General features: G+C 38.3%; 22 protein-coding genes and 1 pseudogene. 6 read left to right on the forward strand and 17 right to left on the reverse strand.

Annotation, left to right across the window (positions count from 1 at the left end; genetic code table 11):
- Positions 1-53: 53 nt before the first annotated feature.
- The 11 genes from pdrM to dhaK form a co-directional block, all read right to left on the reverse strand.
- Positions 54-1,415: a sodium-coupled multidrug efflux MATE transporter PdrM gene (gene pdrM / locus N8O43_RS00785; RefSeq protein WP_261089086.1), complete on the reverse strand. Its 1,362-nt coding sequence runs from the start codon at positions 1,413-1,415 to the stop codon at positions 54-56.
- Between the two features lie 41 nt (positions 1,416-1,456).
- On the reverse strand, positions 1,457-2,725 hold the full coding sequence (locus N8O43_RS00790; RefSeq protein WP_261089088.1) for a dihydroorotase: 1,269 nt from the start codon (positions 2,723-2,725) through the stop codon (positions 1,457-1,459).
- Positions 2,726-2,737: 12 nt separating this feature from the next.
- Complete coding sequence (locus N8O43_RS00795) at positions 2,738-3,202, reverse strand: NUDIX hydrolase (RefSeq protein ID WP_261089090.1); 465 nt, start codon at positions 3,200-3,202, stop codon at positions 2,738-2,740.
- 9 nt (positions 3,203-3,211) lie between these two features.
- Positions 3,212-3,865, reverse strand: a complete 654-nt coding sequence (locus tag N8O43_RS00800) for a uracil-DNA glycosylase (protein WP_261089095.1) — start codon at positions 3,863-3,865, stop codon at positions 3,212-3,214.
- A gap of 61 nt (positions 3,866-3,926) precedes the next feature.
- The gene (gene pynA, locus N8O43_RS00805; RefSeq protein WP_261089098.1) at positions 3,927-4,619 is read right to left on the reverse strand and encodes a pyrimidine 5'-nucleotidase PynA; all 693 of its coding nucleotides are present in this window, start codon (positions 4,617-4,619) and stop codon (positions 3,927-3,929) included.
- Positions 4,620-4,738: 119 nt separating this feature from the next.
- The gene (locus N8O43_RS00810) at positions 4,739-4,951 is read right to left on the reverse strand and encodes a hypothetical protein (RefSeq protein WP_261008881.1); all 213 of its coding nucleotides are present in this window, start codon (positions 4,949-4,951) and stop codon (positions 4,739-4,741) included.
- A gap of 59 nt (positions 4,952-5,010) precedes the next feature.
- The gene (locus tag N8O43_RS00815) at positions 5,011-5,223 is read right to left on the reverse strand and encodes a hypothetical protein (RefSeq protein WP_033628842.1); all 213 of its coding nucleotides are present in this window, start codon (positions 5,221-5,223) and stop codon (positions 5,011-5,013) included.
- A 509-nt stretch (positions 5,224-5,732) separates the two neighbouring features.
- Complete coding sequence (locus N8O43_RS00820; protein WP_045611541.1) at positions 5,733-6,464, reverse strand: hypothetical protein; 732 nt, start codon at positions 6,462-6,464, stop codon at positions 5,733-5,735.
- A 750-nt stretch (positions 6,465-7,214) separates the two neighbouring features.
- Positions 7,215-7,589, reverse strand: coding sequence for a dihydroxyacetone kinase phosphoryl donor subunit DhaM (gene dhaM, locus N8O43_RS00825; RefSeq protein ID WP_150923150.1), 375 nt, complete (start codon positions 7,587-7,589; stop codon positions 7,215-7,217).
- Complete coding sequence (gene dhaL / locus N8O43_RS00830; protein ID WP_261089103.1) at positions 7,589-8,164, reverse strand: dihydroxyacetone kinase subunit DhaL; 576 nt, start codon at positions 8,162-8,164, stop codon at positions 7,589-7,591. Before dhaL ends, dhaM begins: the two co-directional genes overlap by 1 nt.
- Positions 8,165-8,185: 21 nt before the next feature.
- Positions 8,186-9,175, reverse strand: a complete 990-nt coding sequence (dhaK, locus tag N8O43_RS00835) for a dihydroxyacetone kinase subunit DhaK (protein WP_261089106.1) — start codon at positions 9,173-9,175, stop codon at positions 8,186-8,188.
- A gap of 153 nt (positions 9,176-9,328) precedes the next feature.
- Here dhaK and dhaS point away from each other — a divergent pair, with 153 nt between their 5' ends.
- Complete coding sequence (gene dhaS, locus N8O43_RS00840; RefSeq protein ID WP_261089108.1) at positions 9,329-9,859, forward strand: dihydroxyacetone kinase transcriptional activator DhaS; 531 nt, start codon at positions 9,329-9,331, stop codon at positions 9,857-9,859.
- Positions 9,856-10,845, forward strand: a complete 990-nt coding sequence (gene dhaQ, locus N8O43_RS00845) for a DhaKLM operon coactivator DhaQ (RefSeq protein WP_261089110.1) — start codon at positions 9,856-9,858, stop codon at positions 10,843-10,845. Before dhaS ends, dhaQ begins: the two co-directional genes overlap by 4 nt.
- Before the next feature lie 162 nt (positions 10,846-11,007).
- Here the strand turns inward: dhaQ and N8O43_RS00850 are convergent.
- From N8O43_RS00850 to N8O43_RS00870, 5 genes and pseudogenes are all read right to left on the reverse strand, one after another.
- Positions 11,008-11,355, reverse strand: a pseudogene (locus N8O43_RS00850) (hypothetical protein); the annotation flags it as partial.
- 63 nt (positions 11,356-11,418) lie between these two features.
- On the reverse strand, positions 11,419-13,212 hold the full coding sequence (locus tag N8O43_RS00855; RefSeq protein WP_261089112.1) for an LPXTG cell wall anchor domain-containing protein: 1,794 nt from the start codon (positions 13,210-13,212) through the stop codon (positions 11,419-11,421).
- 193 nt (positions 13,213-13,405) lie between these two features.
- The gene (locus tag N8O43_RS00860) at positions 13,406-13,903 is read right to left on the reverse strand and encodes a YkgJ family cysteine cluster protein (RefSeq protein WP_000031473.1); all 498 of its coding nucleotides are present in this window, start codon (positions 13,901-13,903) and stop codon (positions 13,406-13,408) included.
- 132 nt (positions 13,904-14,035) lie between these two features.
- Complete coding sequence (gene ptsP, locus N8O43_RS00865) at positions 14,036-15,769, reverse strand: phosphoenolpyruvate--protein phosphotransferase (protein WP_025171156.1); 1,734 nt, start codon at positions 15,767-15,769, stop codon at positions 14,036-14,038.
- Between the two features lie 5 nt (positions 15,770-15,774).
- A complete protein-coding gene (locus N8O43_RS00870) occupies positions 15,775-16,038 on the reverse strand; it encodes a phosphocarrier protein HPr (protein WP_000146949.1) in 264 nt (87 codons plus the stop codon).
- Between the two features lie 350 nt (positions 16,039-16,388).
- Here N8O43_RS00870 and nrdH point away from each other — a divergent pair, with 350 nt between their 5' ends.
- From nrdH to N8O43_RS00890, 4 genes are all read left to right on the forward strand, one after another.
- The gene (nrdH, locus tag N8O43_RS00875; protein ID WP_000259240.1) at positions 16,389-16,607 is read left to right on the forward strand and encodes a glutaredoxin-like protein NrdH; all 219 of its coding nucleotides are present in this window, start codon (positions 16,389-16,391) and stop codon (positions 16,605-16,607) included.
- A gap of 80 nt (positions 16,608-16,687) precedes the next feature.
- Complete coding sequence (nrdE, locus tag N8O43_RS00880; RefSeq protein WP_261089114.1) at positions 16,688-18,847, forward strand: class 1b ribonucleoside-diphosphate reductase subunit alpha; 2,160 nt, start codon at positions 16,688-16,690, stop codon at positions 18,845-18,847.
- 194 nt (positions 18,848-19,041) lie between these two features.
- Complete coding sequence (gene nrdF, locus N8O43_RS00885; protein WP_261089115.1) at positions 19,042-20,004, forward strand: class 1b ribonucleoside-diphosphate reductase subunit beta; 963 nt, start codon at positions 19,042-19,044, stop codon at positions 20,002-20,004.
- 142 nt (positions 20,005-20,146) lie between these two features.
- Positions 20,147-20,914, forward strand: coding sequence for a DeoR/GlpR family DNA-binding transcription regulator (locus N8O43_RS00890; protein ID WP_000917573.1), 768 nt, complete (start codon positions 20,147-20,149; stop codon positions 20,912-20,914).
- 104 nt (positions 20,915-21,018) lie between these two features.
- On the opposite strand, the gene N8O43_RS00895 is transcribed toward N8O43_RS00890, so the two are convergent.
- Entirely contained in the window at positions 21,019-21,276 is a 258-nt protein-coding gene (locus N8O43_RS00895; RefSeq protein ID WP_261089118.1) for a DUF3884 family protein, read from the reverse strand.
- Positions 21,277-21,295: the final 19 nt, after the last annotated feature.

The raw sequence follows: 21,295 nt of genomic DNA on the forward strand, positions 1-21,295 counted from the left end.
ACCCCATAGGAATAAGGGATTTCCTTATCAAGAACATTTTTTCACAAACTTTTTTATAGTTTGGATTTTGCTAAAGCTTCAAATCTCTTCATAATCACAGTTAAATGCCAACGGTAGAGAACCCCACTCACAACCAAACTAATAATCAAGCCGATCCAATAAGAATAAGCTCCAAAATCTGTTAGGGAATCAAATACAATAGCCACTGGGATTGCTACGCCCCAATAACCAACCAAACCAAGGTAAAAAGGAATAACTGTATCCTTATAGCCCCGCAAAATTCCCTGAAGCGGTGCCGCAAAGGTATCTGCTAACTGAAAGAAAAGACTATAAGTTAAAAAACGCGCTGTCAAATCGATAAATTCTGGGTCGTTACCATAAAGACTAGCCACATTTCCCCTAAAAATGTAAAGGAAGGTTAAGGTGAAGGCCGCAAAAATGAGGGCAGTCCATCTTCCTAGACCAATATAGGTCTTCGCATCATCAAATCGCTTGGCTCCCACTTCATAGGAAACGACAATAGCCATAGCCGATGAGATACTCATAGGAAAGGCGTACATAAGACTTGAAAAGTTCATGGCTGACTGGTGACTAGCGATAATCAAGGAAGAGAACTTAGCCATAATCAAACCAACCACGGAAAAGATAGCCACTTCCGCAAAGACAGTTCCCCCAATAGGCAGGCCTAAGCGAACTCCTTCCTTGATTTTATCCATATTAAGCGGAATTCGTTTCTCAAGATGTAGAACCTTGAGCTTCTCCTGTTTAAATAAAACCAGAACAGAAATTCCAAGCAAAAACCAATAAGCCAAGGAAGTACCTAAACCAGCACCAGCACCTCCCAGTTCTGGAACACCAAAGGCACCGTAAATCAAGAGATAGTTAAATCCGCTATTGAGAGGAAGTAACAAAAGCATGAGATACATAGACAGTTTGGTCAAGCCCAACGCATCCAGCAAGGAACGAATAACACTAAAAAGCAACAAGGGGATAATTCCGATAGATAAAAACCAAAGATAGCGAACCGCTACTGCCGCCACCGGTGCTTCTAGTCCAATATGATTCAAGATTGGTGGTGCCAATAAAAGCACCATCCCCAGTAAGACCACGGATAGGCCCAAGGCCAGATAGATGAACTGGTAAAAATCAGACGCAACCTCTTCCTTTTTACCTCGACCAAGATGGTGACCAATGATAGGCACCAAAGCTGACACAATCCCTGTCAGGAATGTAAAGAAAGGATTCCAGATACTGGTTGCCATAGACACACCAGCCAAGTCCATGGTGTTGTATTGGCCAGTCATAGTCGTATCAACAAAGGAGGCAGAATAATTGGCAAATTGATAAATCAGGATAGGGAAAAATATCTTTAAAAATAAGATAAACTTGTCTTTAAAATGATGGGTCTGGTACATATAAGCTCTCTATTCTTTTTGTTTACAGAGCAGACTTCCACCTAGTTTTGATAGACGATTTGCCCCTTACAGATGGTATATTTAACCTGCCCTTTTAAGGTTTCACCGATGAATGGTGAATTAGCTGCTTTTGAAGCAAAATGGGAGTCCACAAGGCGGTCAGCCTTGGCATCAAAAATAGTGATGTCCGCTGGACCATTCTCAGCCAAGTAACCTGCTTCAAAGTTGTAAAGCTTGGATGGGTTGTATGTCATTTTTTCAAGTAATTCCATCAAGCTTAACTCACCAGCTTCCACCAAATAAGTTAAACCGAGAGAAAGAGATGTTTCCAAACCAGTCATACCAGATGGCGCTTTGGTAATATCTTCGACATTTTTCTCATCTGCATGATGAGGCGCGTGGTCAGTCGCGATAACTGTGATGATGCCTGATTTAAGACCTTCGATAACAGCACGACGGTCTGATTCCAAACGAAGCGGCGGATTCATCTTAGCATTGCTTCCTTGTGTCAAAAGGAGTGCTTCTGTCTTGGAGAAATGCTGTGGCGCTACTTCTGCTGTGACTTGCGCTCCCAGCCCTTGAGCAAACTCCACTACTTTAACACTTTCCTCCTTAGACAAATGCTGGATATGAACATGGGCCTTAGTTGCATAGGCAATCATGACATCACGCGCCATCATAGCATACTCAGCCACCCCAGTCGCACCGCAGATATGGAAATGTTCTTTAGCAATATTTTCGTTAAAGCCAAGAACACCGTTCAATCCTGGATCTTCCTCATGAAGACTAATAAAGGTATTAAGCTTTTTGGCTTCTTCCATGGCTTCCTTGACAACTTTACTACTTTCAAGTGGAATACCGTCATCAGAAAAACCAACGGCACCTGCTTCCAAAAGCGCCTTAAAGTCAGTCAAGTCTTGGCCATTAAAGTTTTTAGTAATGGTCGCAACCGTCTTAACATTAATCTTTTCCTTAGCAGCTGAATCCAGAACTTCTTTTAAAGTCTCTATATCCGAGATAGTTGGACTGGTATTAGCCATCATAACGACAGTAGTAAAACCACCTGCAGCGGCTGCAAGGGCACCTGTGTGAATATCCTCCTTGTGGGTTTGACCAGGTTCACGGAAATGAACATGAATATCGACCAAGCCAGGAGCAACTACTAGACCACTAGCATCTATGATTTCTGCTCCTTCTTCCTTGATCTCAGGCGTAATTTTAATAATTTTCCCATCTTGAACTAAGACATCACACACTTGGTCTAAACCAGACTTGGGATCCATTACACGACCATTTTTGATTAGTAGCATCTGCTTTCTCCTTTATTCATAGAAATCAACTTGGGTATCCAACAATTTATCCCCATCATAAACAAACTTGGCTGAAAAGAAGGGTTTATCTTCTAAAAGCCACCCAACAAAGGTATGGTCACCTTCCCAAGTCGGCTTACTCAAAACCTCGTTATAGGGAACCCATTCCAGCGTCCCCTCGTTGCAGTCAATCAAGTCCCCTTCAAACTCTGTTACCTTAAAAACATAGGTGTACCAGTCTAGATCTGGCGTGAATTCAGGAAAAGTGATAACACCTTTTAGAACTGGCTTGGCTTTGAGCCCTGTTTCTTCAAGGATTTCACGCGCTGCGCATTCCTGAGGGGTCTCACCTCTCTCTAGCTTACCACCCACACCAATCCATTTTCCTTTATGAACATCATTGGGTTTCTTATTACGGTGGAGCATGAGCAGTTCTTTCCCGTTATCAATGTAGCAAATCGTCGCTAACTGAGGCATATTTTCTCCTTATCTAAGCCAATCGATTGGCTCTTGTCCTGTCTCTTTTAAGAATGCATTGGCTTTGGAAAAAGGCTTGGAACCCCAAAATCCTCTATAAACTGACAAAGGACTGGGATGGGCTGATTCGATAATCAAGTGATGAGGATTGGTAACCAAGACCTTCTTCTTGCGTGCATAGGCTCCCCAGAGTACAAAAACGACTGGTCTATCTAGATGGTTGACCACCTGAATCACAGCATCCGTAAAAGGCTCCCATATCTGCCCAGCATGACCATTGGCACGTCCAGCAGGAACCGTCAAACAAGCATTGAGAAGCAAGACTCCTTGCTCAGCCCAAGCCGTCAAATCATGAGATTTCTTAACACCAATGTCATCTGACAATTCCTTCAAGATATTTTGCAAGGATGGCGGAGCTTGGATAGAGTCAGGAACAGAAAAACTCAAGCCCTGCGCCTGACCTGGCCCGTGATAGGGGTCTTGCCCTAAAATCACCACCTTAACTTCTTCAAGCGATGTTGTTAAGAGAGCCTGAAAAACCTTATCCTTAGGTGGATAAACAGTTCCCTGAGCATAGACCTGGTCCATAAACTGATTGATTTTCCCGAAATAACCTTCAGGTAATTGCTCCTTAATCAAAGCATGCCAAGACGAATGTTCCATAGCCGACTCCTTCGTTTTTACTGCCTCTATTATAGCAAAAAGTGGCTATGGAAACCACTTTTTACAGTTTATCTAAGCAATCCAGCAAGTCTTGGTAAGAATGCACTTCGTAAGTCGGCTGGGCTTGTGTATGATTTTCGAGGTGATGAAGGTTGTACCAAATCGTGTCAATCCCCGCATTATTGCCACCTTGAATGTCGGCGGTTAGGGAATCTCCAATCATCAGCGTCTTTTCTTTGCTAAAACCTGCAATCTGTTGACCAATTTTTTCATAAAAGAGAGCATCAGGCTTTTGTGTTTGCAACTGTTCTGAGATAAAGACTTGATTGAAATAAGGAGATAGATCAGATTGAGCCAAACGCCCTGTCTGAATGGCAGTAATACCATTTGTCGCAGCATACAAGTCATAATCACGCTCGATGAGGCTGTCTAAGAGTTCATGAGCGCCTGAAAAAGTTTGCCCCTGTTGGGCAAGGTAAAATTGGTAACGCTGGGCTAGAAAACTACCGTCTTTTTCCTGTCCAAAATGAGCAAATAAACGAGAAAAGCGCGTGTTAACCAGTTCTTGTTTACTAATTTTCTTTTGCTCCAAGTCCTTCCAGAGAGCCTTGTTCATAGGAACGTAATAGTCTTTATAAGCCTGAATATCTGTAACCCCTTCTTCTTTTAGAAGTTGCGTCAAAGCAATATCCTCAGCGGCATCAAAATCAAGAAGAGTGTGGTCAAGGTCGAAAAGTAGAAATTTGTAGGACAATTTGAGAGTTTTCCTTTCTAGGATAAACAACTTTCACTTCATTCGGTTGTTTAATGTAAAAACTTAAAAGTGGTAAAGTATAACAAAAATAATAGTTCTAATGGATTAACTAACCCATACTATTCTAGTGAATTATAGAAAAATCTCCTATAAATTCGAGCAATAGTTAAAATACATACAAATATGACTCCCAAAATAGATAATACTATTTTCACAAAACTCATTTCAGAGCCTATTACATAGATATGAAAAAGAGGGGCTAGTCCTACACATAGAGACAATAGATAATTACTAAATCTTATCTCACCAATTCCTGCAAAAAAATGTTTCATTTTAAATATCCCCATTTTACCTTTCATCTTTATAATCCACTAACAAGCTACTAACAACTCTATTGACTTCTCTTTTTTTTGAAAAATCTTGACAGCAAATTTACTCCACTTAATGCCACTAAAACTTCAATGGGCAAAAAATAGTAATCCCATATCAAATGAGAAATCAGCAATGTTAGAAATAGTATACAGTCAATATAACTATTCTGAAAATACTCTGTAATTACATAATACAGATATACCACAACCATCAAAATTAAAACAACCATCATAATACTATTATCCTGTCCTTCTCACTAACGCTATTTCCAAAATTTAATTTTTTTATGACTTAGTAACGTAATTCCAATTAGCAATACACCTAATATAAATAAAAGTATTTCCCAAAATTTATTCTCAGTTTTAATAAAAGGTATAAGATACATACTAACCAATAGGGAACTTACTCCTAAAAGAGCAAAGACCACTCTGACTTTATCACTTAGTTTAAACATATTTAATTCCCCATAAAATAAGCAGTAGCTACGTTTACTGTAACATTCCCCGTCTTTATGTAGAGATAATCTCCCATCAAGACACCTCATCTCTTCTTACTCAATAGCAGCATAATTATTTGGTGATACGAGTTTCATAAGATTTCTCCTCTTTAACGTTGCATGGTTAGGATAGTTCTCCAATAAGTAATCGTCGACTGCGTTTAAAGCACTTTGTTACCTAGATAAGATATCCTTTCTCTACCTGATTTGATTTTAAAGAGAAATAAGATTTAACCATATCTATCTCATTTCTTATTTTTAAATAGTTCATACTCTTTTTCTCTGATAAAGGGAAGTGAGAAATTAGAAAAAATTAGTAGAATTGAAAACAGATATTCGTCTTTTTGTATCACTAAAACATAACCTAAAAATATATAGACAATCAAATCTAGTACAAAAAGAGAAAATATCCTCCTTTTCATTACTTTACTTGTCTTAAAAATTCCGTTTAATAGAACCTTTATCGTAGTATCTACACAAATTTTTATCAAAAAGATAAGAGTCAATACACGATTATCAACTGTACCATGAAGAATAAATGGAAATATAGTTAATATAAAACTAGAAATCTCTAAATATTTTATCCAAGGAGATTGAGACATCTTACTTTTAAACTGACTGATTTTCCTATACTCACTAGCTAATCTAGTATCAAAATCTTTACCAATTTTATTAAAGATTAAAAACTCCAGGATAAAATTACTTATTAATACGATATAAGTAGAAACGTTTCCTGGGAAAAATTTATTGATTAAAATTGGAAAACTCATTAACAGGATCGAGTTTATAGCCAAACAAATAGATACTATTTTATTCTTCACAGAGTATATAGGTAGCGATACTATTGAATAGAGAAACGCTAAAAAAATAAGCACGAAATACTCTGTGCTGCTAATTAGCGGCGCCCTTAATGATAAAAATAGATAGGCACCCCACACGATGATATGCGCTTTACGAATTGACTCTAGATTACTCATCTACCTACTCCTAATATTTAAAGGGAATCCATTTTTAGTTTACATTCTCTTTCAAACAAGTCATAAGCATTTTATGATATTTCCTTCTTCTACATTAGGTAAAGTTGAAATACATTTTTTGCAAGTGAAAATATTATTATTATTTGAAACCCCCAAATATCTATCCCTTTTCTAGACCTAAACCAAGTCAGATTAAAGATACAAATATAATGATAAGGCTTTCTTTTACTTTAGACTACCATAAAACAAGGAATCTTTCAACAAAATTCATTGGCAAACTACTATTCTAGAAGATTGACAGCTCAAATCTTTCAGAATAGAACTATCCTGACTATCGAACACCCTATCTTAATAAATATATATGTAATTCTAGACCTAGAATTCCTATAAACTAAATGTTTTCGCGCTATTCTAAGCTATTGATAGCCTTAAATGTTAATTTTTGAGCAATTCTAAAGCTAGAATAGTCCCGTCACAATCAGTTTTGAATTATTATACTCAATGAAAATCAAAGAGCAAACTAGGAAACTAGCCGCAGGCTGTACTTGAGTACGGCAAGGCGACGTTGACGTGGTTTGAATTTGATTTTCGAAGAGTATTAACAATTTAGAAACACTATGATTCTACTCCTTTTACATTAAAAAGGAACTGCATAAAGCAATCCCTTTCTGATTTTGAAATTATTTACTTAAAATTTGATAGTTGAGATAATCAATAGCCCATCTATAAAAAGAGTTATAGTAAAATTCCTTATTTATTGATTTCAAGCTCCGACAACTGTGTTTGAATAACTGACAGTTCTGCACCAGCCTGAAGAAGAGCAGCTGCAGTATAGGCACCTTCTACAATTGGAACCCTATTGATCATGATACTTTTATCACTGAAATCAGCCACCATTTCTAAGTTCATTTTAGCAGAACCTAGGTCAAAAAAGGCTAATAAAGTATCTGCTGGATTTTCGGAAACAACCCTATCTACTTGATCAAAACTTGTTCCAATTCCTCCATCTTCGGTTCCTCCTACATAAGTAATCGGAACATCTTTAGCTACTTCACTAATCAGTTCAACAACACCTTCTGCAATGTGTTTGGAATGTGAAACGATAACAAGACCAATACTTCCCATTAAACCACCCCAGTCTCTAAAAGAGCAGTAAAGAGTAAACCTGATGAAAATGATCCAGGGTCAATATGTCCCAGAGAACGTTCTCCTACATAAGATGCTCTTCCTTTAGTTGCAAGTAAATCTTTGGTAGCATTCACTACCTGATCAATAACCTCTTGAGTCAATTGGCCAGCAGACAAGGCAGCAATAACAGGAGTCCAAACATCAACCATTGTCTTTTCTCCAACTTCTGCTTTCCCACGTTTGACAATCATATCCAAACCACTTTGTAAGATTTCTTCTAATTTCGAATTTGAATCAGCCTTGGCCATGCCCATAAAAGCAGAGCCATACAAGGGACCAGAAGCACCGCCTACCTTACTCAGTAGTTGCATTGAGACAAGTTTAAAAACATCACTGCTTGTTTCAAATTGCTTTCCTTCTAAGTTTTCCATAACTGCAGTCATGCCACGCGCCATATTTCCACCGTGATCTCCATCTCCTATAGGGGTGTCTAGCTCACTGAGGTAATCTTTCTGTTCTTGAATCTTTTCATTAAAAAGCTTCATCCATTCAAGAGCATGTTCAACATTCATGCGACATTTCCTCCTTGAGTCTTACCAAGCTGGGGTAGTAACAGGTGCATTTAGAGCATCCAACCACTCATCATCTGCCAATCGAATCAATGTTAATGACAAGCCAGCCATATCGATTGAGGTCATATAGTTTCCAATTTTCTTAAATGCCAACTGAACACCTTTTTCATGGAGTAATTTAGCTACATCATTTGCAAATACATATTGCTCCATAAGAGGGGTGCTTCCTAAACCATTGATGAGAAGCCCATAGCGTTCACCAGCTTTAAGTTGGAAACCTTCAGATAATTTTTCAACCAATTCTGAGGCCAATTGTGCTGAAGGTTGCATTTTCTCTTTTTTATATCCTGGCTCACCGTGAATACCAACACCATATTCAAATTCATCATCTTCTAGAACAAATCCAGGTTTCCCAACCTCAGGTACGGTTGCTCCAGACAAGGCCAGCCCAATTGTTTTAATTTCTAAGACAAGTTTATCAGCTAAGTCCTTCATTTCAGATAATGATTTACCAGAACGAGCCACATCACCCAAAATTTTATGGACTAATATAGTACCTGCAACACCTCGACGCCCTTGGGTATAGAGACTATTTTCAACAGCAATATCATCATCGACTACAACACTTGCTACATCAATACCTTCCATTTCAGCAAGTTCTTGTGCAATTTCAAAGTTCATAATGTCTCCAGAATAGTTCTTGATGACCATGAAAACTCCAGCACCTTCATCAGCCACCTTAATGGCTTCTAAAATTTGGTCCGGAGTAGGTGAAGTGAAGACTGCTCCACAAATGGCAGCAGACAACATTCCATCTCCTACAAATCCAGCATGACTTGGTTCATGTCCTGAACCTCCACCTGAAATGAGTCCAACTTTTCCTGTCTTTTCTGCCTTTCTAACGATGACATCAAAACCATCTAAGCGTTCTACCAAGTCATCATGCATGAATGACAATCCCTGCAACATTTCATCAACAACTTGTGTCGGTTCATTTATAATTTTTTTCATGAGAAACTCCTTTCGGCATCTACCTTTGTTTTCGCTTTCATTATATATTTTTTAATGCTGGCTGATAAGGGACAGATTCTATTATTTGTCCCCTTTTAAACCCCTTTAAAAAAATTTTTTGGTAAAATGAAGTAAGTAAAAGAAAGGCTTCCTATGGCATCATCACTCATTACAAAAAAACGAATTGCCAAGGCATTTAGAGACTTATTAGCTACTAGAGAATTTGATAAAATCTCTATTGTAGATATCATGGAATCAGCTGGCATTCGTAGACAGACCTTTTATAATCACTTTCTTGACAAATATGAACTGCTAGACTGGATATTTGAAACTGACTTAACCGAGTATATTACCAATAACTTGGACTTCATTTCAGGCCAAAAACTATTACAAGAATTATTTCTTTATTTCGAACAGGAGCATGATTTTTATATTCAACTTTTTGATATTCAAGGGCAAAATAACTTCTATGACCACTTTATCAGCTACTGTCGCTTGCTTGTATCAAAAATTTTAAGAGAATATGGGCAGATTGATATCGATTCATCTGCTTATACTTGTTTTTTGTTAGACTATCATTCACATGCTCTAGCAGAAATCGTGAAGGCTTACGTCAATAAAAAAAGTCCAGTTCCACAACCAGACTATCTCATCATGACGATTATTGGAAAGAGACCACAATGACATTTATTTCAAATCATAAACAGAAAATTATTGCAAGTTACATTTCAACAACTGTCAGCAGTCATCCTGAATTAGAAAAACACCCTACTTTACCATTAGTCTATCAAAAAAATCGTAATCCTCATCAGGTGCCAATATTGTCGGGTGGAGGTTCCGGTCACGAACCTGCGCATATTGGATATGTGGGAGAAGGAATGCTTACCGCTGCTATCTATGGCCAATTATTTACTCCTCCTACAAGAACTGAAATCTTAGAGTCCATTCGTTTTTTAAACAATGGTCAAGGTGTCTTCATCATTGTAAAAAATTTCGAAGCACACATCAAAGAATTTAGCTGGGCCATTAATACTGCTAGGCAAGAAGGAATTAAGGTCGGCTATAGTCTAGCACACGACGATATTTCTATTGAACCTCACAATAGATTTCAAATTAGAGGAAGAGGGCTTGCAGGGACTATTTTACTTCATAAAGTTCTAGGATATGCAGCTCAAAATGGTGCCGACATAGAGCAACTAACTGATTTAGGTCATGAACTTGCTCCCGAAATCGCAACAATTGGCTTTGCAACGAAATCTGCTAGTCTCCCCCAAGCTACCCTTCCCTTATTTAACTTGGAAGAAGGAAATATTTCTTATGGTATTGGGATACATGGCGAAGAAGGCTATCGTATCGTCCCATTCCAATCATCGGAAATCCTGGCAAATGAAATTATAAGTAAATTAAGATTGCACTATCATTGGAAAAAGGGTAATCAATTTATATTGCTTGTAAATAATCTAGGCACTACTAGCAACCTAGAAATGGGCATATTTATCAACGATCTCCTTCAACTCTTAGAAATTGAAGGAGTCACTATTACCTTTATAAAATCAGGAACATTTATGACCAGTCTGGATATGGCAGGTATATCCGTAACTCTTTGCCCCGTAAAAAATAAACAGTGGTTAGAAGCGCTCAATGCTCCAACGACAGCTTTTGCATGGTAATTTGCTTGAATAACTTAAAAGGGCTACATCACTTGATAGCCCTTTTAATCTTATCTCATGTTTAAAAGAACTCATTCTTTCTATTTCAAATAGTCCATCTATACCTTACAATTCTTCTATCAAAAAACTGGCTGTTTCTCTCAACAACCAGTTTTTTCATTTTTAAACTAATTTCTTACCGTTCCTCTTCTGAAGGAAAAGCGATGCTATAGCCAAAATAGCAAAGGCTAGACCAACATACCAGTAGGGTTGATCTAGTGTCGTTGAACGACCTGATAGGTGGACGATTCCACGAAAGAGCATTCCTGCTGTTAGTACTGCAACTGCCGAGTTCCACAAGTTTAGACTGAGTCGCCCTAAGTTTGGGATGGTTTTCAACAATAATACCAGAATGATACCCCCTACTAGAGGAACCACAAAGAGATAGTGCATATGAAGGGAGGTCTCCCCAAAACTAAAGGACTCGTAGATACGGCTAAATGCTAAAAAGAAAATAGTGAGTAGACTATAGAAATATAGGGGACTACACTAAAAAGCCATCCAATTTGGATGACTTTTTTTAAAACTATTTACTTAGTTCTCTGATTTTTTACTTTTTTTGAAAAGTGAAATACCAAAGATTCCAGCTAAAATAGCAAGAAGATTCATAGTTAATGGCGAATCAGAAGTTCCTGTATTTGGTAACTGAGCTTTTTCTGGATCTGATTTTTGCTCAGTAGATTGAACATTTTCTGGTTGAACAGGTTTTGGAGCTGGCTCTGGATCCGGTATTGGTTTTGGATCCGGAGTTGGCTCTGGATTTGGAGTTGGTTTTGGATCCGGAGTTGGTTTTGGAGCTGGTGTTGGTTTTGGATCCGGAGTTGGTTTTGGAGCTGGTGTTGGTTTTGGATCCGGAGTTGGCTCTGGATTTGGAGCTGGATCTGGATTTGGAGTTGGATCTGGATTTGGAGTTGGTTTTGGATCTGGTTCTGGTTCTGGTTCTGGTTCTTTCTCATACTCATAGATAACATGAGTTGTACCTTCTTTTAACTGACCTGTTTCAGGTGCAGATGTTGAAGAAACACCAACTAGATTGTATTTTTTACCATCTACAGTGATAGAAGACGGGCGCTCATCTGCATTTTCACCAGCATTATAAGTCACAAGATTTCCATCAGATCCATAAATAGAAGTTAATGGTGTGTCTTTATAAGTCTCCTTAATAGATTGATTTGTTCCTTTAATCACATAATCCACCACTACATCTCCATAATGAAGCGTAGAAACATCCTGATCAGCCATATCTTCAAATTCTGAAGCATAGTATTTAACAGAAGGATTGTATTTCGAGTTAAACTTTTTAACATAATTAAAGAAGGTCTCAGGATTAATATTAACATCATGAGGAATAGTTTTCCAATCACCGTTATTTGGTGTGATATAAGTATTTTGGTTTGAAACTGACCTAATTAGATGATCATTCTGAACATAAGTATCATCTACTAAGCTTGGATTAGCTAGAGCACCATAAGTGTTTTTTCCATTGCTGTCTTGATAATATGGTTGCGCTTGAGGATAATCTTTTAGATTTTGGCAACCTTCTTCATATAAACCAAGCGAACCTTCTTGAGAACATTTCCAAGGAAGTCTCACGTCAATTGGTAAGTACTTGATCTTCTTAGCTTCCTCCAAGGGTACGGTCACAGATACACGAAAAGCATTTGATCTCAATGTTTGTGAACTAACAGCATATGTATTAACTTTATCATTCAAATATTCCCGGGCATCGTTATAATTTTCATAATCAGTTACATTAACAACGGAAGGTTTCTTACCAGCCGCTAGTTCTTCTGCAGTTGGAACAATCTCCTTTCCATCAGTTGATTCTATATATTCATTATACGAAAACTCTTTCATAGGAACATTGACATCTACAGGATTTTCATTAGCATCACGTGTTCCGATCAAAGTGAAATCAACTTTAGAACCAACTATTTCTGGTATACGAACACGAACGCCTTGGACTGTTTCGCCATGAGTACTTGAGTGCATTCCTTTAAAGGCTACGGTGTAATTGTAGACGACACTTTTACCATCTTCACTAAAATGTGCTGGAAGTCCTTCAACATTGACATAACCGCCTTCATCAATGATATTGCTACCATCTGGTTCGTCTGATTTTCGTGCGGTGTCACTAGTAGGGTCTGGTGCAACCCTATTGTCTACTGAAGAAGTGTTCTCAGCATCAGTTGAATTAGTAATACCTAGTGTCTCTGAAACATTTGCTGGTTCGCTATTAGTTCCTTCAGCTTGAACTACTGACTGAGAAACTAAATTTAGAGCAAAGACAGACATTGTAATGATGCCAAACTTAGTAAGTTTTTTCATACAGTTTTTCTCCTTAAATGAAAGGAATCACGCATTAGCAAAATCCCATAGTCTTATAACATTGTACCATATAAACGCTTAATTCACAAACAATCATTTAATAAGTTTAACAATATTACATGTTATTTGGGGAAGGAAAATAATTATTTGATATTACATCATAAAGTACATAAAAAATTGAATAAAGATTCCTTCATTCGATTTTTTCTTTTAACTTTTCAACAAAGAGATAGGCTGCTGGACAGGTCAAAGTATTCTTAATCGTCAAATGGTTGATTTGATGGATTTTTTTACGGTCCGTATGGGGAAACTCTCGACAGGCCTTTGGACGAACTTCATAGATGGAACAGAGATTATCTCCTCCTAGAAAGGGACAAGGCATGGATTTAAAAACCTTATCACCATCTTCATCTACCTGCAGAAACTCCGCTTCAAAAGCGGGTAATTTCATCTTAAAGTACTTAGCAATACGAGTGATGTCTGCTTCCTTGAAGTCAGGTCCCAATGTCTTGCAACAGTTAGCACAGGCGGTACAATCAATCTCTGCAAAGACTTCTTCATGAATCTGCTGAGCTATCTTATCAAGATTTTTTGGTGGCTTTTTCTTTAAATTTGCTAAAACTTTTCGATGCTCCTTCTGCTTTTGCAAGGCTAGCTGGTGGTAATACTCAATATCAATTTCTTTAGACATGATTTCTCTCTTATTCTATTTGTTTCTCCTATTATATCATGCCTCTTCATCATTGAAAAGTGGACTTCACAAGACTATACTATTCCCGAATGTATCAAAAAACCTTGCAACTAGGTTACAAGGTTAATGACATTAATCGAAGTTAACGTATTCTTTTTGAAGTTCAAGAACTTCTTCCATTGTTGAACACTCTGTAAGGGCACGGTTAGCGTACTCTTCCATCTTAGCAGTATCCAATTTCTTCATCAAGCTACGTGTACGAAGTACAGATGTTGCTGACATAGAGAATTCATCCAAGCCCATTCCGACAAGAAGTGGAACAGCTTTTTGATCGCCAGCCATCTCACCACACATACCAGCCCATTTACCTTCAGCGTGAGCTGCCTTGATAACGTTGTTGATCAAGCGAAGGATTGATGGGTTATATGGTTGGTAAAGGTATGAAACTTGCTCGTTCATACGGTCTGCTGCCATTGTGTATTGGATCAAGTCGTTTGTACCAATTGAGAAGAAGTCAACTTCTTTAGCAAATTGGTCTGCAAGCATCGCTGCTGCAGGGATTTCAATCATGATACCAACTTGGATATCATCCGCAACTGCAACTCCTTCAGCAAGAAGGTTTGCTTTTTCTTCATCAAAGACTGCTTTAGCTGCACGGAATTCTTTCAAAAGCGCAACCATTGGGAACATGATACGCAATTGACCATGAACAGAAGCACGAAGAAGGGCACGGATTTGTGTACGGAACATTGCATCTCCAGTTTCAGAAATAGAGATACGAAGGGCACGGAATCCAAGGAATGGGTTCATTTCGTGTGGCATATCGAAGTAAGGAAGTTCCTTATCTCCACCGATATCCATTGTACGAACAACCACTGGTTTACCATTCATTCCCTCAAGAACAGCCTTGTATGCTTCATACTGCTCATCTTCAGTTGGGAAATCTTGAGAATCCATGTACAAGAACTCTGTACGGTAAAGTCCAACAGCTTCTGCACCGTTGTTGTTAACACCTTCAACGTCTTTTGGAGTACCGATGTTAGCTGCCAACTCGAAGTGTTTACCGTCAGCAGTCACTGTTTGAGCATCTTTCAAAAGTGCCCATTCAGCTTTTTGTTTAGCATAAGCTTCACCAGCTGCTTTAAATTCTGCCGCTTGTTCATCTGTTGGATTGATAATCACTTCACCAGTGATTCCGTTAACGGCAAGGATATCGCCGTCTTTCACTACTTCAGTGATGTTATTTGTTCCCAATACAGCTGCAATTTCAAGTGTACGTGCCATGATAGCTGAGTGGCTTGTACGTCCACCGATATTTGTTACAAAAGCTTTTACAAAGTTTTTGTCCAATTGAGCTGTATCAGATGGTGTCAAGTCATGCGCAATGACGATTACTTCTTCATTGATAGAAGCTGGATTTGGCAATTTTTTACCAAGAAGGTTTGCCAATACACGTTTTGTCACGTCGCGGATATCCGCTGCACGTTCTTGCATGTATGGGTTATCTTCCATGCCTTCAAAGATCGTGATGAACATGTCAGTCACTTCTTTAAGACCTGCTTCAGCATTGACTTTCTTAGCACGGATTGTTTCTTTAATCTGACCAATCAATTCTGGGTCAGCAAGAACCATCAAATGAGCGTCAAAAACTTGAGCCGCTTCTTCACCAAGCGTACCTACAGCTTTCTCACGGATAAGAGAAAGCTCGTTTTGAGAAGCTTCAAGAGCTACATCCAAACGAGCCTCTTCTGCGTTTGTATCTTCGACTGAAACAGTATCGAATGACAAATCCGGTTGAACGAGTAGATATGCTTTTGCAACGGCAACACCGTCAGATGCTGCGATTCCTTTAAGCATTTCTGTCATCTTCCTTATGCCAATCCTTCTTTTTCCATTGTTTCTGAGATTGCAACGATAGCATCATCTGCATCTGCACCTTCAGCTGAGATAGTTACGTCAGCACCTTGGCCAACACCAAGACTCATAACACCCATGATTGATTTAAGGTTAACTGATTTACCTTTGTACTCAAGAGTGATATCTGAAGCAAATTTGCTTGCAGTTTGTACCAACAATGTTGCTGGACGTGCGTGAATACCTGTTTCTGCCACTACGTGGAAATCTTTAGAAGCCATAGTTTGACTCTCCTTTTGTTCTTTCTTTTTTGAGTTATATGTGATAACCCTTACAATTTGGTATTATATCATCTTCTAGGATTTTTTTCAAGCATTTTATGGGATTTATTCGATTTCCTTTCAGATAACTTGCTGAAAATCTTCTATTCTAGATAACAAAACACAGGATATAGTTTTTCAAAAAACAACTTATAGGATAATTATCATCATTTCACAAAACAAACACTACATATTGTGTTTTGTAAGCTTGAGCAGAAAAATAGACCACTATATTTAGTTTCAAATTATTGACAAAAATTTATTTTCTGATATACTAAAAAAGTAATCTATTTTGAAAGAGGAGTTACACAATGGTAACCGTTTATTCTAAAAACAACTGTGTCCAATGTAAAATGACCAAACGTTTCTTGGACAGTAATAATGTCGCTTATCGTGAAATCAATCTTGATGAGCAACCTGAGTACATCGATCAAGTTAAAGAGCTCGGTTTCAGCGCAGCTCCTGTTATCCAAACACCAACTGAAGTCTTTTCAGGTTTCCAACCAGGAAAATTGAAACAATTAGCATAATCTTAGTACATCATCCAGAAGAAACTGCTTCTAGGGCTAACTTAGAAGCCTTTCTTTTGTAATTAGACAAGGGAATTTTTATGGGATTAAAACATCTTGAGGACGTGACTTACTTCCGTCTTAATAACGAAATCAACCGTCCTGTCAATGGACAAATCATGCTTCATAAAGATAAGGAAGCCTTGGATGCCTTCTTTAAAGAAAATGTAGTTCCAAACACTATGGTTTTTGATTCAATCAAGGATAAAATCAACTACCTCATTGAACACAACTACATCGAAACAGCCTTTATCAAGAAATACCGTCCAGAATTTTTGGAAGAATTGGCTCAATTTATCAAAGAACAAAACTTCCAATTCAAGTCTTTTATGGCAGCTTATAAATTTTACAATCAATATGCTTTGAAAACCAACGACGGTGAATATTATCTTGAAAGCATGGAAGACCGTGTCTTCTTTAACGCCCTTTATTTCGCTGATGGTGATGAAGCTGTTGCAATCGATATTGCCAATGAAATCATCCACCAACGCTACCAACCTGCTACTCCTTCCTTCTTGAATGCTGGACGTGCTCGCCGTGGGGAGTTAGTATCTTGCTTCCTAATCCAAGTAACTGATGATATGAACTCTATCGGACGTTCTATCAACTCAGCTCTTCAACTTTCACGTATCGGTGGTGGTGTGGGAATTACCCTCAGCAACCTTCGTGAAGCTGGTGCACCTATCAAAGGCTATGAAGGAGCTGCTTCAGGTGTCGTTCCTGTTATGAAGCTTTTCGAAGATAGCTTCTCTTACTCAAACCAGCTCGGGCAACGTCAAGGTGCTGGTGTTGTCTACCTCAACGTCTTCCACCCAGATATTATCGCCTTCCTTTCAACTAAAAAAGAAAACGCCGATGAAAAAGTTCGTGTTAAGACCCTTTCACTTGGTGTTGTGGTGCCCGATAAATTCTACGAATTAGCACGTAAAAATGAAGAAATGTACCTCTTCAGCCCATACTCTGTAGAACTTGAATACGGTGTGCCATTTAACTACATCGATATCACTGAAAAATACGATGAATTGGTCGCAAATCCAAATATCCGCAAGACAAAAATCAAGGCGCGTGATTTGGAAACTGAAATCTCTAAATTGCAACAAGAGTCTGGCTACCCTTATGTAGTCAACATTGATACGGCTAACCGTGCAAATCCTGTTGATGGTAAGATTATCATGAGTAACTTGTGTTCTGAGATTCTTCAAGTCCAAGAACCAAGCTTGATCAACGATGCTCAAGAATTCCTTCAAATGGGAACCGATGTTTCATGTAACCTTGGTTCAACCAACGTGGTCAACATGATGACTTCACCTGACTTTGGTCGTTCTATCCGTGCTATGGTGCGTGCCTTAACTTTCGTTACAGATAGTTCACACATCGTAGCTGTGCCTACGATTGACCATGGAAATAGTCAAGCTCATACCTTTGGTCTTGGTGCCATGGGACTTCACAGCTACCTTGCCCAACAATTGATTGAATATGGGTCACCTGAGTCTGTTGAGTTTACTAGCATCTACTTCATGCTCATGAACTACTGGACTTTAGTTGAGTCAAACAATATTGCGCGTGAACGTGGTATTACCTTCCATAACTTTGAAAAATCAGACTATGCTAACGGAAGCTACTTCAACAAGTATGCAACTGGCGAATTTGTTCCAAAATCAGACCGTGTTAAAGAACTCTTCAAAGATGTCTTTATCCCAAGTGCTGCTGACTGGGCTGAACTTCGTGACAAGGTTCAAGCAGATGGACTTTACCACCAAAACCGTCTTGCTGTAGCACCAAATGGTTCTATCAGCTATATCAACGATGTTTCTGCTTCTATCCACCCGATTACGCAACGTATCGAGGAACGCCAAGAGAAGAAAATCGGTAAAATCTACTACCCTGCTGCTGGCTTGTCAACAGAAACCATTCCATACTACACTTCTGCCTACGATATGGATATGCGTAAGGTGATTGATGTTTACGCTGCTGCGACTGAGCACGTGGACCAAGGACTTTCACTCACCCTCTTCATGCGTAGTGACATTCCAAAAGGTCTTTACGAATGGAAGAAAGAAAACAAACAAACGACACGTGACTTGTCTATCCTTCGTAACTATGCCTTTAACAAGGGTATCAAGTCTATCTACTACGTCCGTACCTTTACTGATGATGGTGGAGAAGTCGGTGCCAACCAATGTGAAAGCTGTGTGATCTAATTTTTGTTTGAGGAAACTACATTTTCTCAGATTAGTGATTCATTCACCCTGCTAAACTAAACTGGAATAAGCATCTATACTATGAAATAACAAAAAGTCGGGCTTCCGACTTTTTGTGCGATACTCCTCTAGAATTATGATAAAATAGAAGTAATTGTGGGTTCGCAATACTAAACACAGAAAGAGACTTCAAAATGGAAACTTACTACAAAGCCATTAACTGGAATGCCATCGAAGATGTCATCGACAAATCAACTTGGGAAAAACTGACGGAGCAATTCTGGCTCGATACACGTATTCCTTTGTCAAATGACTTGGATGACTGGAGAAAGCTATCTAACAAAGAGAAAGACTTGGTCGGAAAAGTCTTTGGTGGTTTAACCCTTCTCGACACTATGCAATCTGAAACTGGGGTGCAAGCCCTTCGTGGAGACATCCGTACACCACATGAGGAAGCTGTTTTCAATAACATCCAATTTATGGAATCTGTCCACGCAAAATCTTACTCATCAATCTTTTCTACCTTGAATACTAAGGCTGAGATTGAAGAAATTTTCGAATGGACCAATACCAATCCTTACCTACAAAAGAAGGCTGAGATTGTCAACGAAATCTACCTAAACGGTAGCCCACTTGAAAAGAAAGTTGCCAGCGTCTTCCTCGAAACCTTCCTCTTCTACTCTGGTTTCTTCACTCCCCTCTACTATCTCGGTAACAACAAACTAGCCAACGTTGCGGAAATCATTAAATTGATCATTCGTGATGAGTCTGTTCACGGAACCTACATCGGTTATAAATTCCAACTCGGTTTCAATGAATTGCCTGAAGAAGAGCAGGAAAAACTCAAAGAATGGATGTACGACCTGCTCTACACTCTTTATGAAAACGAAGAAGGCTACACAGAAAGCCTCTATGACGGTGTTGGCTGGACGGAAGAAGTCAAGACCTTCCTTCGCTACAATGCTAACAAGGCTCTCATGAACCTGGGACAAGATCCACTCTTCCCAGATTCAGCTGATGATGTCAACCCAATCGTTATGAACGGTATTTCAACAGGAACATCTAACCACGACTTCTTCTCTCAAGTCGGAAATGGTTACCTTCTTGGCGAAGTCGAAGCCATGCAAGACGATGACTACAACTACGGTTTGGACTAATTCACTTATCCCAGAACTGATAACAAATATCATGGTTTGTTTAAAACAACCATGATATTTTTGTTTTTGTTTTCTTTTGTTTTTTAAATTGATTGATTGAATACTTTATGATAAAATAGTAATAGAAATAGAGGTGATAACGATGTTAAAGCAGGAAAAACTAGATAATATTCTAGAAACGGTAAATACAAAGGGAACTATTACTGTAAAAGAAATCATGACTCGCTTGGATGTATCAGATATGACTGCTAGACGCTACTTGCAAGAGTTGGCAGACAAGGATTTACTTGTTCGGGTGCACGGGGGAGCTGAAAAAATTCGCACAGGTTCTATTTTAAACAATGAACGTTCTAATATTGAAAAACAAAGCTTACAAATCGCAGAAAAACAAGAAATCAGCCGTTTTGCAGGCCATTTGATTGATGAAGGGGAAACCATTTTTATCGGTCCAGGGACAACCTTGGAATCTTTTGCCCGTGAACTTCCAATTGATAATATTCGTGTTGTAACAAACAGTTTACCAGTCTTTCTCATCCTAAACGAACGAAAACTAACAGATTTGATTTTAATTGGTGGGAATTACCGCTCTATCACTGGAGCCTTTGTGGGAACACTAACCTTGCAAAACTTGGCCAATCTACAATTTTCTAAAGCCTTCGTTAGCTGTAATGGTATTAAGGACAATGCGATTGCGACCTTTAGTGAAGAGGAAGGTGAATCTCAACGCATCGCCCTCAATAATTCCAATAAAAAATACTTACTAGCTGACAATAGTAAGTTCAATAAATTTGATTTTTATACCTTCTACAATATCTCTGATATTGATACCATCGTTTCAGATTCTAAACTGAGCAAAGAAACGTTTGAACAACTTTCAAAACAAACAAAAATTATTCTTTCTAAACCATAAAACTGAGAATTGATAAAATATAAAATGCGTCATATCAAGAAAATAAGAATCTTGATATGACGCATTTTTTGATGAAGATTTTTACAAAGAGTTTCCTAGATTCTTTATGATTGTTGAAACGGCATAAAATCTGAATCAAAGGAGATATTATCCCGTTCTTCAGAACTGATACAATTTAAAAAGATATTTTTAAATTCTTCCAGCTCATAGTCTGAATGGCAAATCCATTCTTTACCGGTATAGACATACCATGTCCCAAGATTTTTCAGCTCATCATTAGTCAAACAAGGTATTTGAGAACATTTATCAAAATTGATAATATAAACTTTTTCATAAATTGATTGGATAAAATCTTTGAACATCTTTTGCCTCACTAGAATT

This window comes from Streptococcus mitis, from assembly GCF_946190335.1.
Lineage (GTDB): Bacteria > Bacillota > Bacilli > Lactobacillales > Streptococcaceae > Streptococcus > Streptococcus mitis_CH.

What these genes read in the sequence shown, in the direction of transcription:
- N8O43_RS00890 (WP_000917573.1), top strand. Translation starts at nt 20,147, where the DNA reads ATGTTAAAGCAGGAAAAACTAGATAATATTCTAGAAACGGTAAATACA.
- dhaK (WP_261089106.1), bottom strand. Translation starts at nt 9,175, where the DNA reads ATGAAAAAAATTATAAATGAACCGACACAAGTTGTTGATGAAATGTTG.
- pdrM (WP_261089086.1), bottom strand. Translation starts at nt 1,415, where the DNA reads ATGTACCAGACCCATCATTTTAAAGACAAGTTTATCTTATTTTTAAAG.
- N8O43_RS00815 (WP_033628842.1), bottom strand. Translation starts at nt 5,223, where the DNA reads ATGATGGTTGTTTTAATTTTGATGGTTGTGGTATATCTGTATTATGTA.
- N8O43_RS00790 (WP_261089088.1), bottom strand. Translation starts at nt 2,725, where the DNA reads ATGCTACTAATCAAAAATGGTCGTGTAATGGATCCCAAGTCTGGTTTA.
- dhaL (WP_261089103.1), bottom strand. Translation starts at nt 8,164, where the DNA reads ATGAATGTTGAACATGCTCTTGAATGGATGAAGCTTTTTAATGAAAAG.
- N8O43_RS00895 (WP_261089118.1), bottom strand. Translation starts at nt 21,276, where the DNA reads ATGTTCAAAGATTTTATCCAATCAATTTATGAAAAAGTTTATATTATC.
- dhaS (WP_261089108.1), top strand. Translation starts at nt 9,329, where the DNA reads ATGGCATCATCACTCATTACAAAAAAACGAATTGCCAAGGCATTTAGA.
- nrdF (WP_261089115.1), top strand. Translation starts at nt 19,042, where the DNA reads ATGGAAACTTACTACAAAGCCATTAACTGGAATGCCATCGAAGATGTC.
- N8O43_RS00855 (WP_261089112.1), bottom strand. Translation starts at nt 13,212, where the DNA reads ATGAAAAAACTTACTAAGTTTGGCATCATTACAATGTCTGTCTTTGCT.
- N8O43_RS00800 (WP_261089095.1), bottom strand. Translation starts at nt 3,865, where the DNA reads ATGGAACATTCGTCTTGGCATGCTTTGATTAAGGAGCAATTACCTGAA.
- dhaQ (WP_261089110.1), top strand. Translation starts at nt 9,856, where the DNA reads ATGACATTTATTTCAAATCATAAACAGAAAATTATTGCAAGTTACATT.
- N8O43_RS00795 (WP_261089090.1), bottom strand. Translation starts at nt 3,202, where the DNA reads ATGCCTCAGTTAGCGACGATTTGCTACATTGATAACGGGAAAGAACTG.
- nrdH (WP_000259240.1), top strand. Translation starts at nt 16,389, where the DNA reads ATGGTAACCGTTTATTCTAAAAACAACTGTGTCCAATGTAAAATGACC.
- N8O43_RS00810 (WP_261008881.1), bottom strand. Translation starts at nt 4,951, where the DNA reads ATGAAACATTTTTTTGCAGGAATTGGTGAGATAAGATTTAGTAATTAT.
- ptsP (WP_025171156.1), bottom strand. Translation starts at nt 15,769, where the DNA reads ATGACAGAAATGCTTAAAGGAATCGCAGCATCTGACGGTGTTGCCGTT.
- N8O43_RS00860 (WP_000031473.1), bottom strand. Translation starts at nt 13,903, where the DNA reads ATGTCTAAAGAAATTGATATTGAGTATTACCACCAGCTAGCCTTGCAA.
- nrdE (WP_261089114.1), top strand. Translation starts at nt 16,688, where the DNA reads ATGGGATTAAAACATCTTGAGGACGTGACTTACTTCCGTCTTAATAAC.
- N8O43_RS00820 (WP_045611541.1), bottom strand. Translation starts at nt 6,464, where the DNA reads ATGAGTAATCTAGAGTCAATTCGTAAAGCGCATATCATCGTGTGGGGT.
- N8O43_RS00870 (WP_000146949.1), bottom strand. Translation starts at nt 16,038, where the DNA reads ATGGCTTCTAAAGATTTCCACGTAGTGGCAGAAACAGGTATTCACGCA.
- dhaM (WP_150923150.1), bottom strand. Translation starts at nt 7,589, where the DNA reads ATGGGAAGTATTGGTCTTGTTATCGTTTCACATTCCAAACACATTGCA.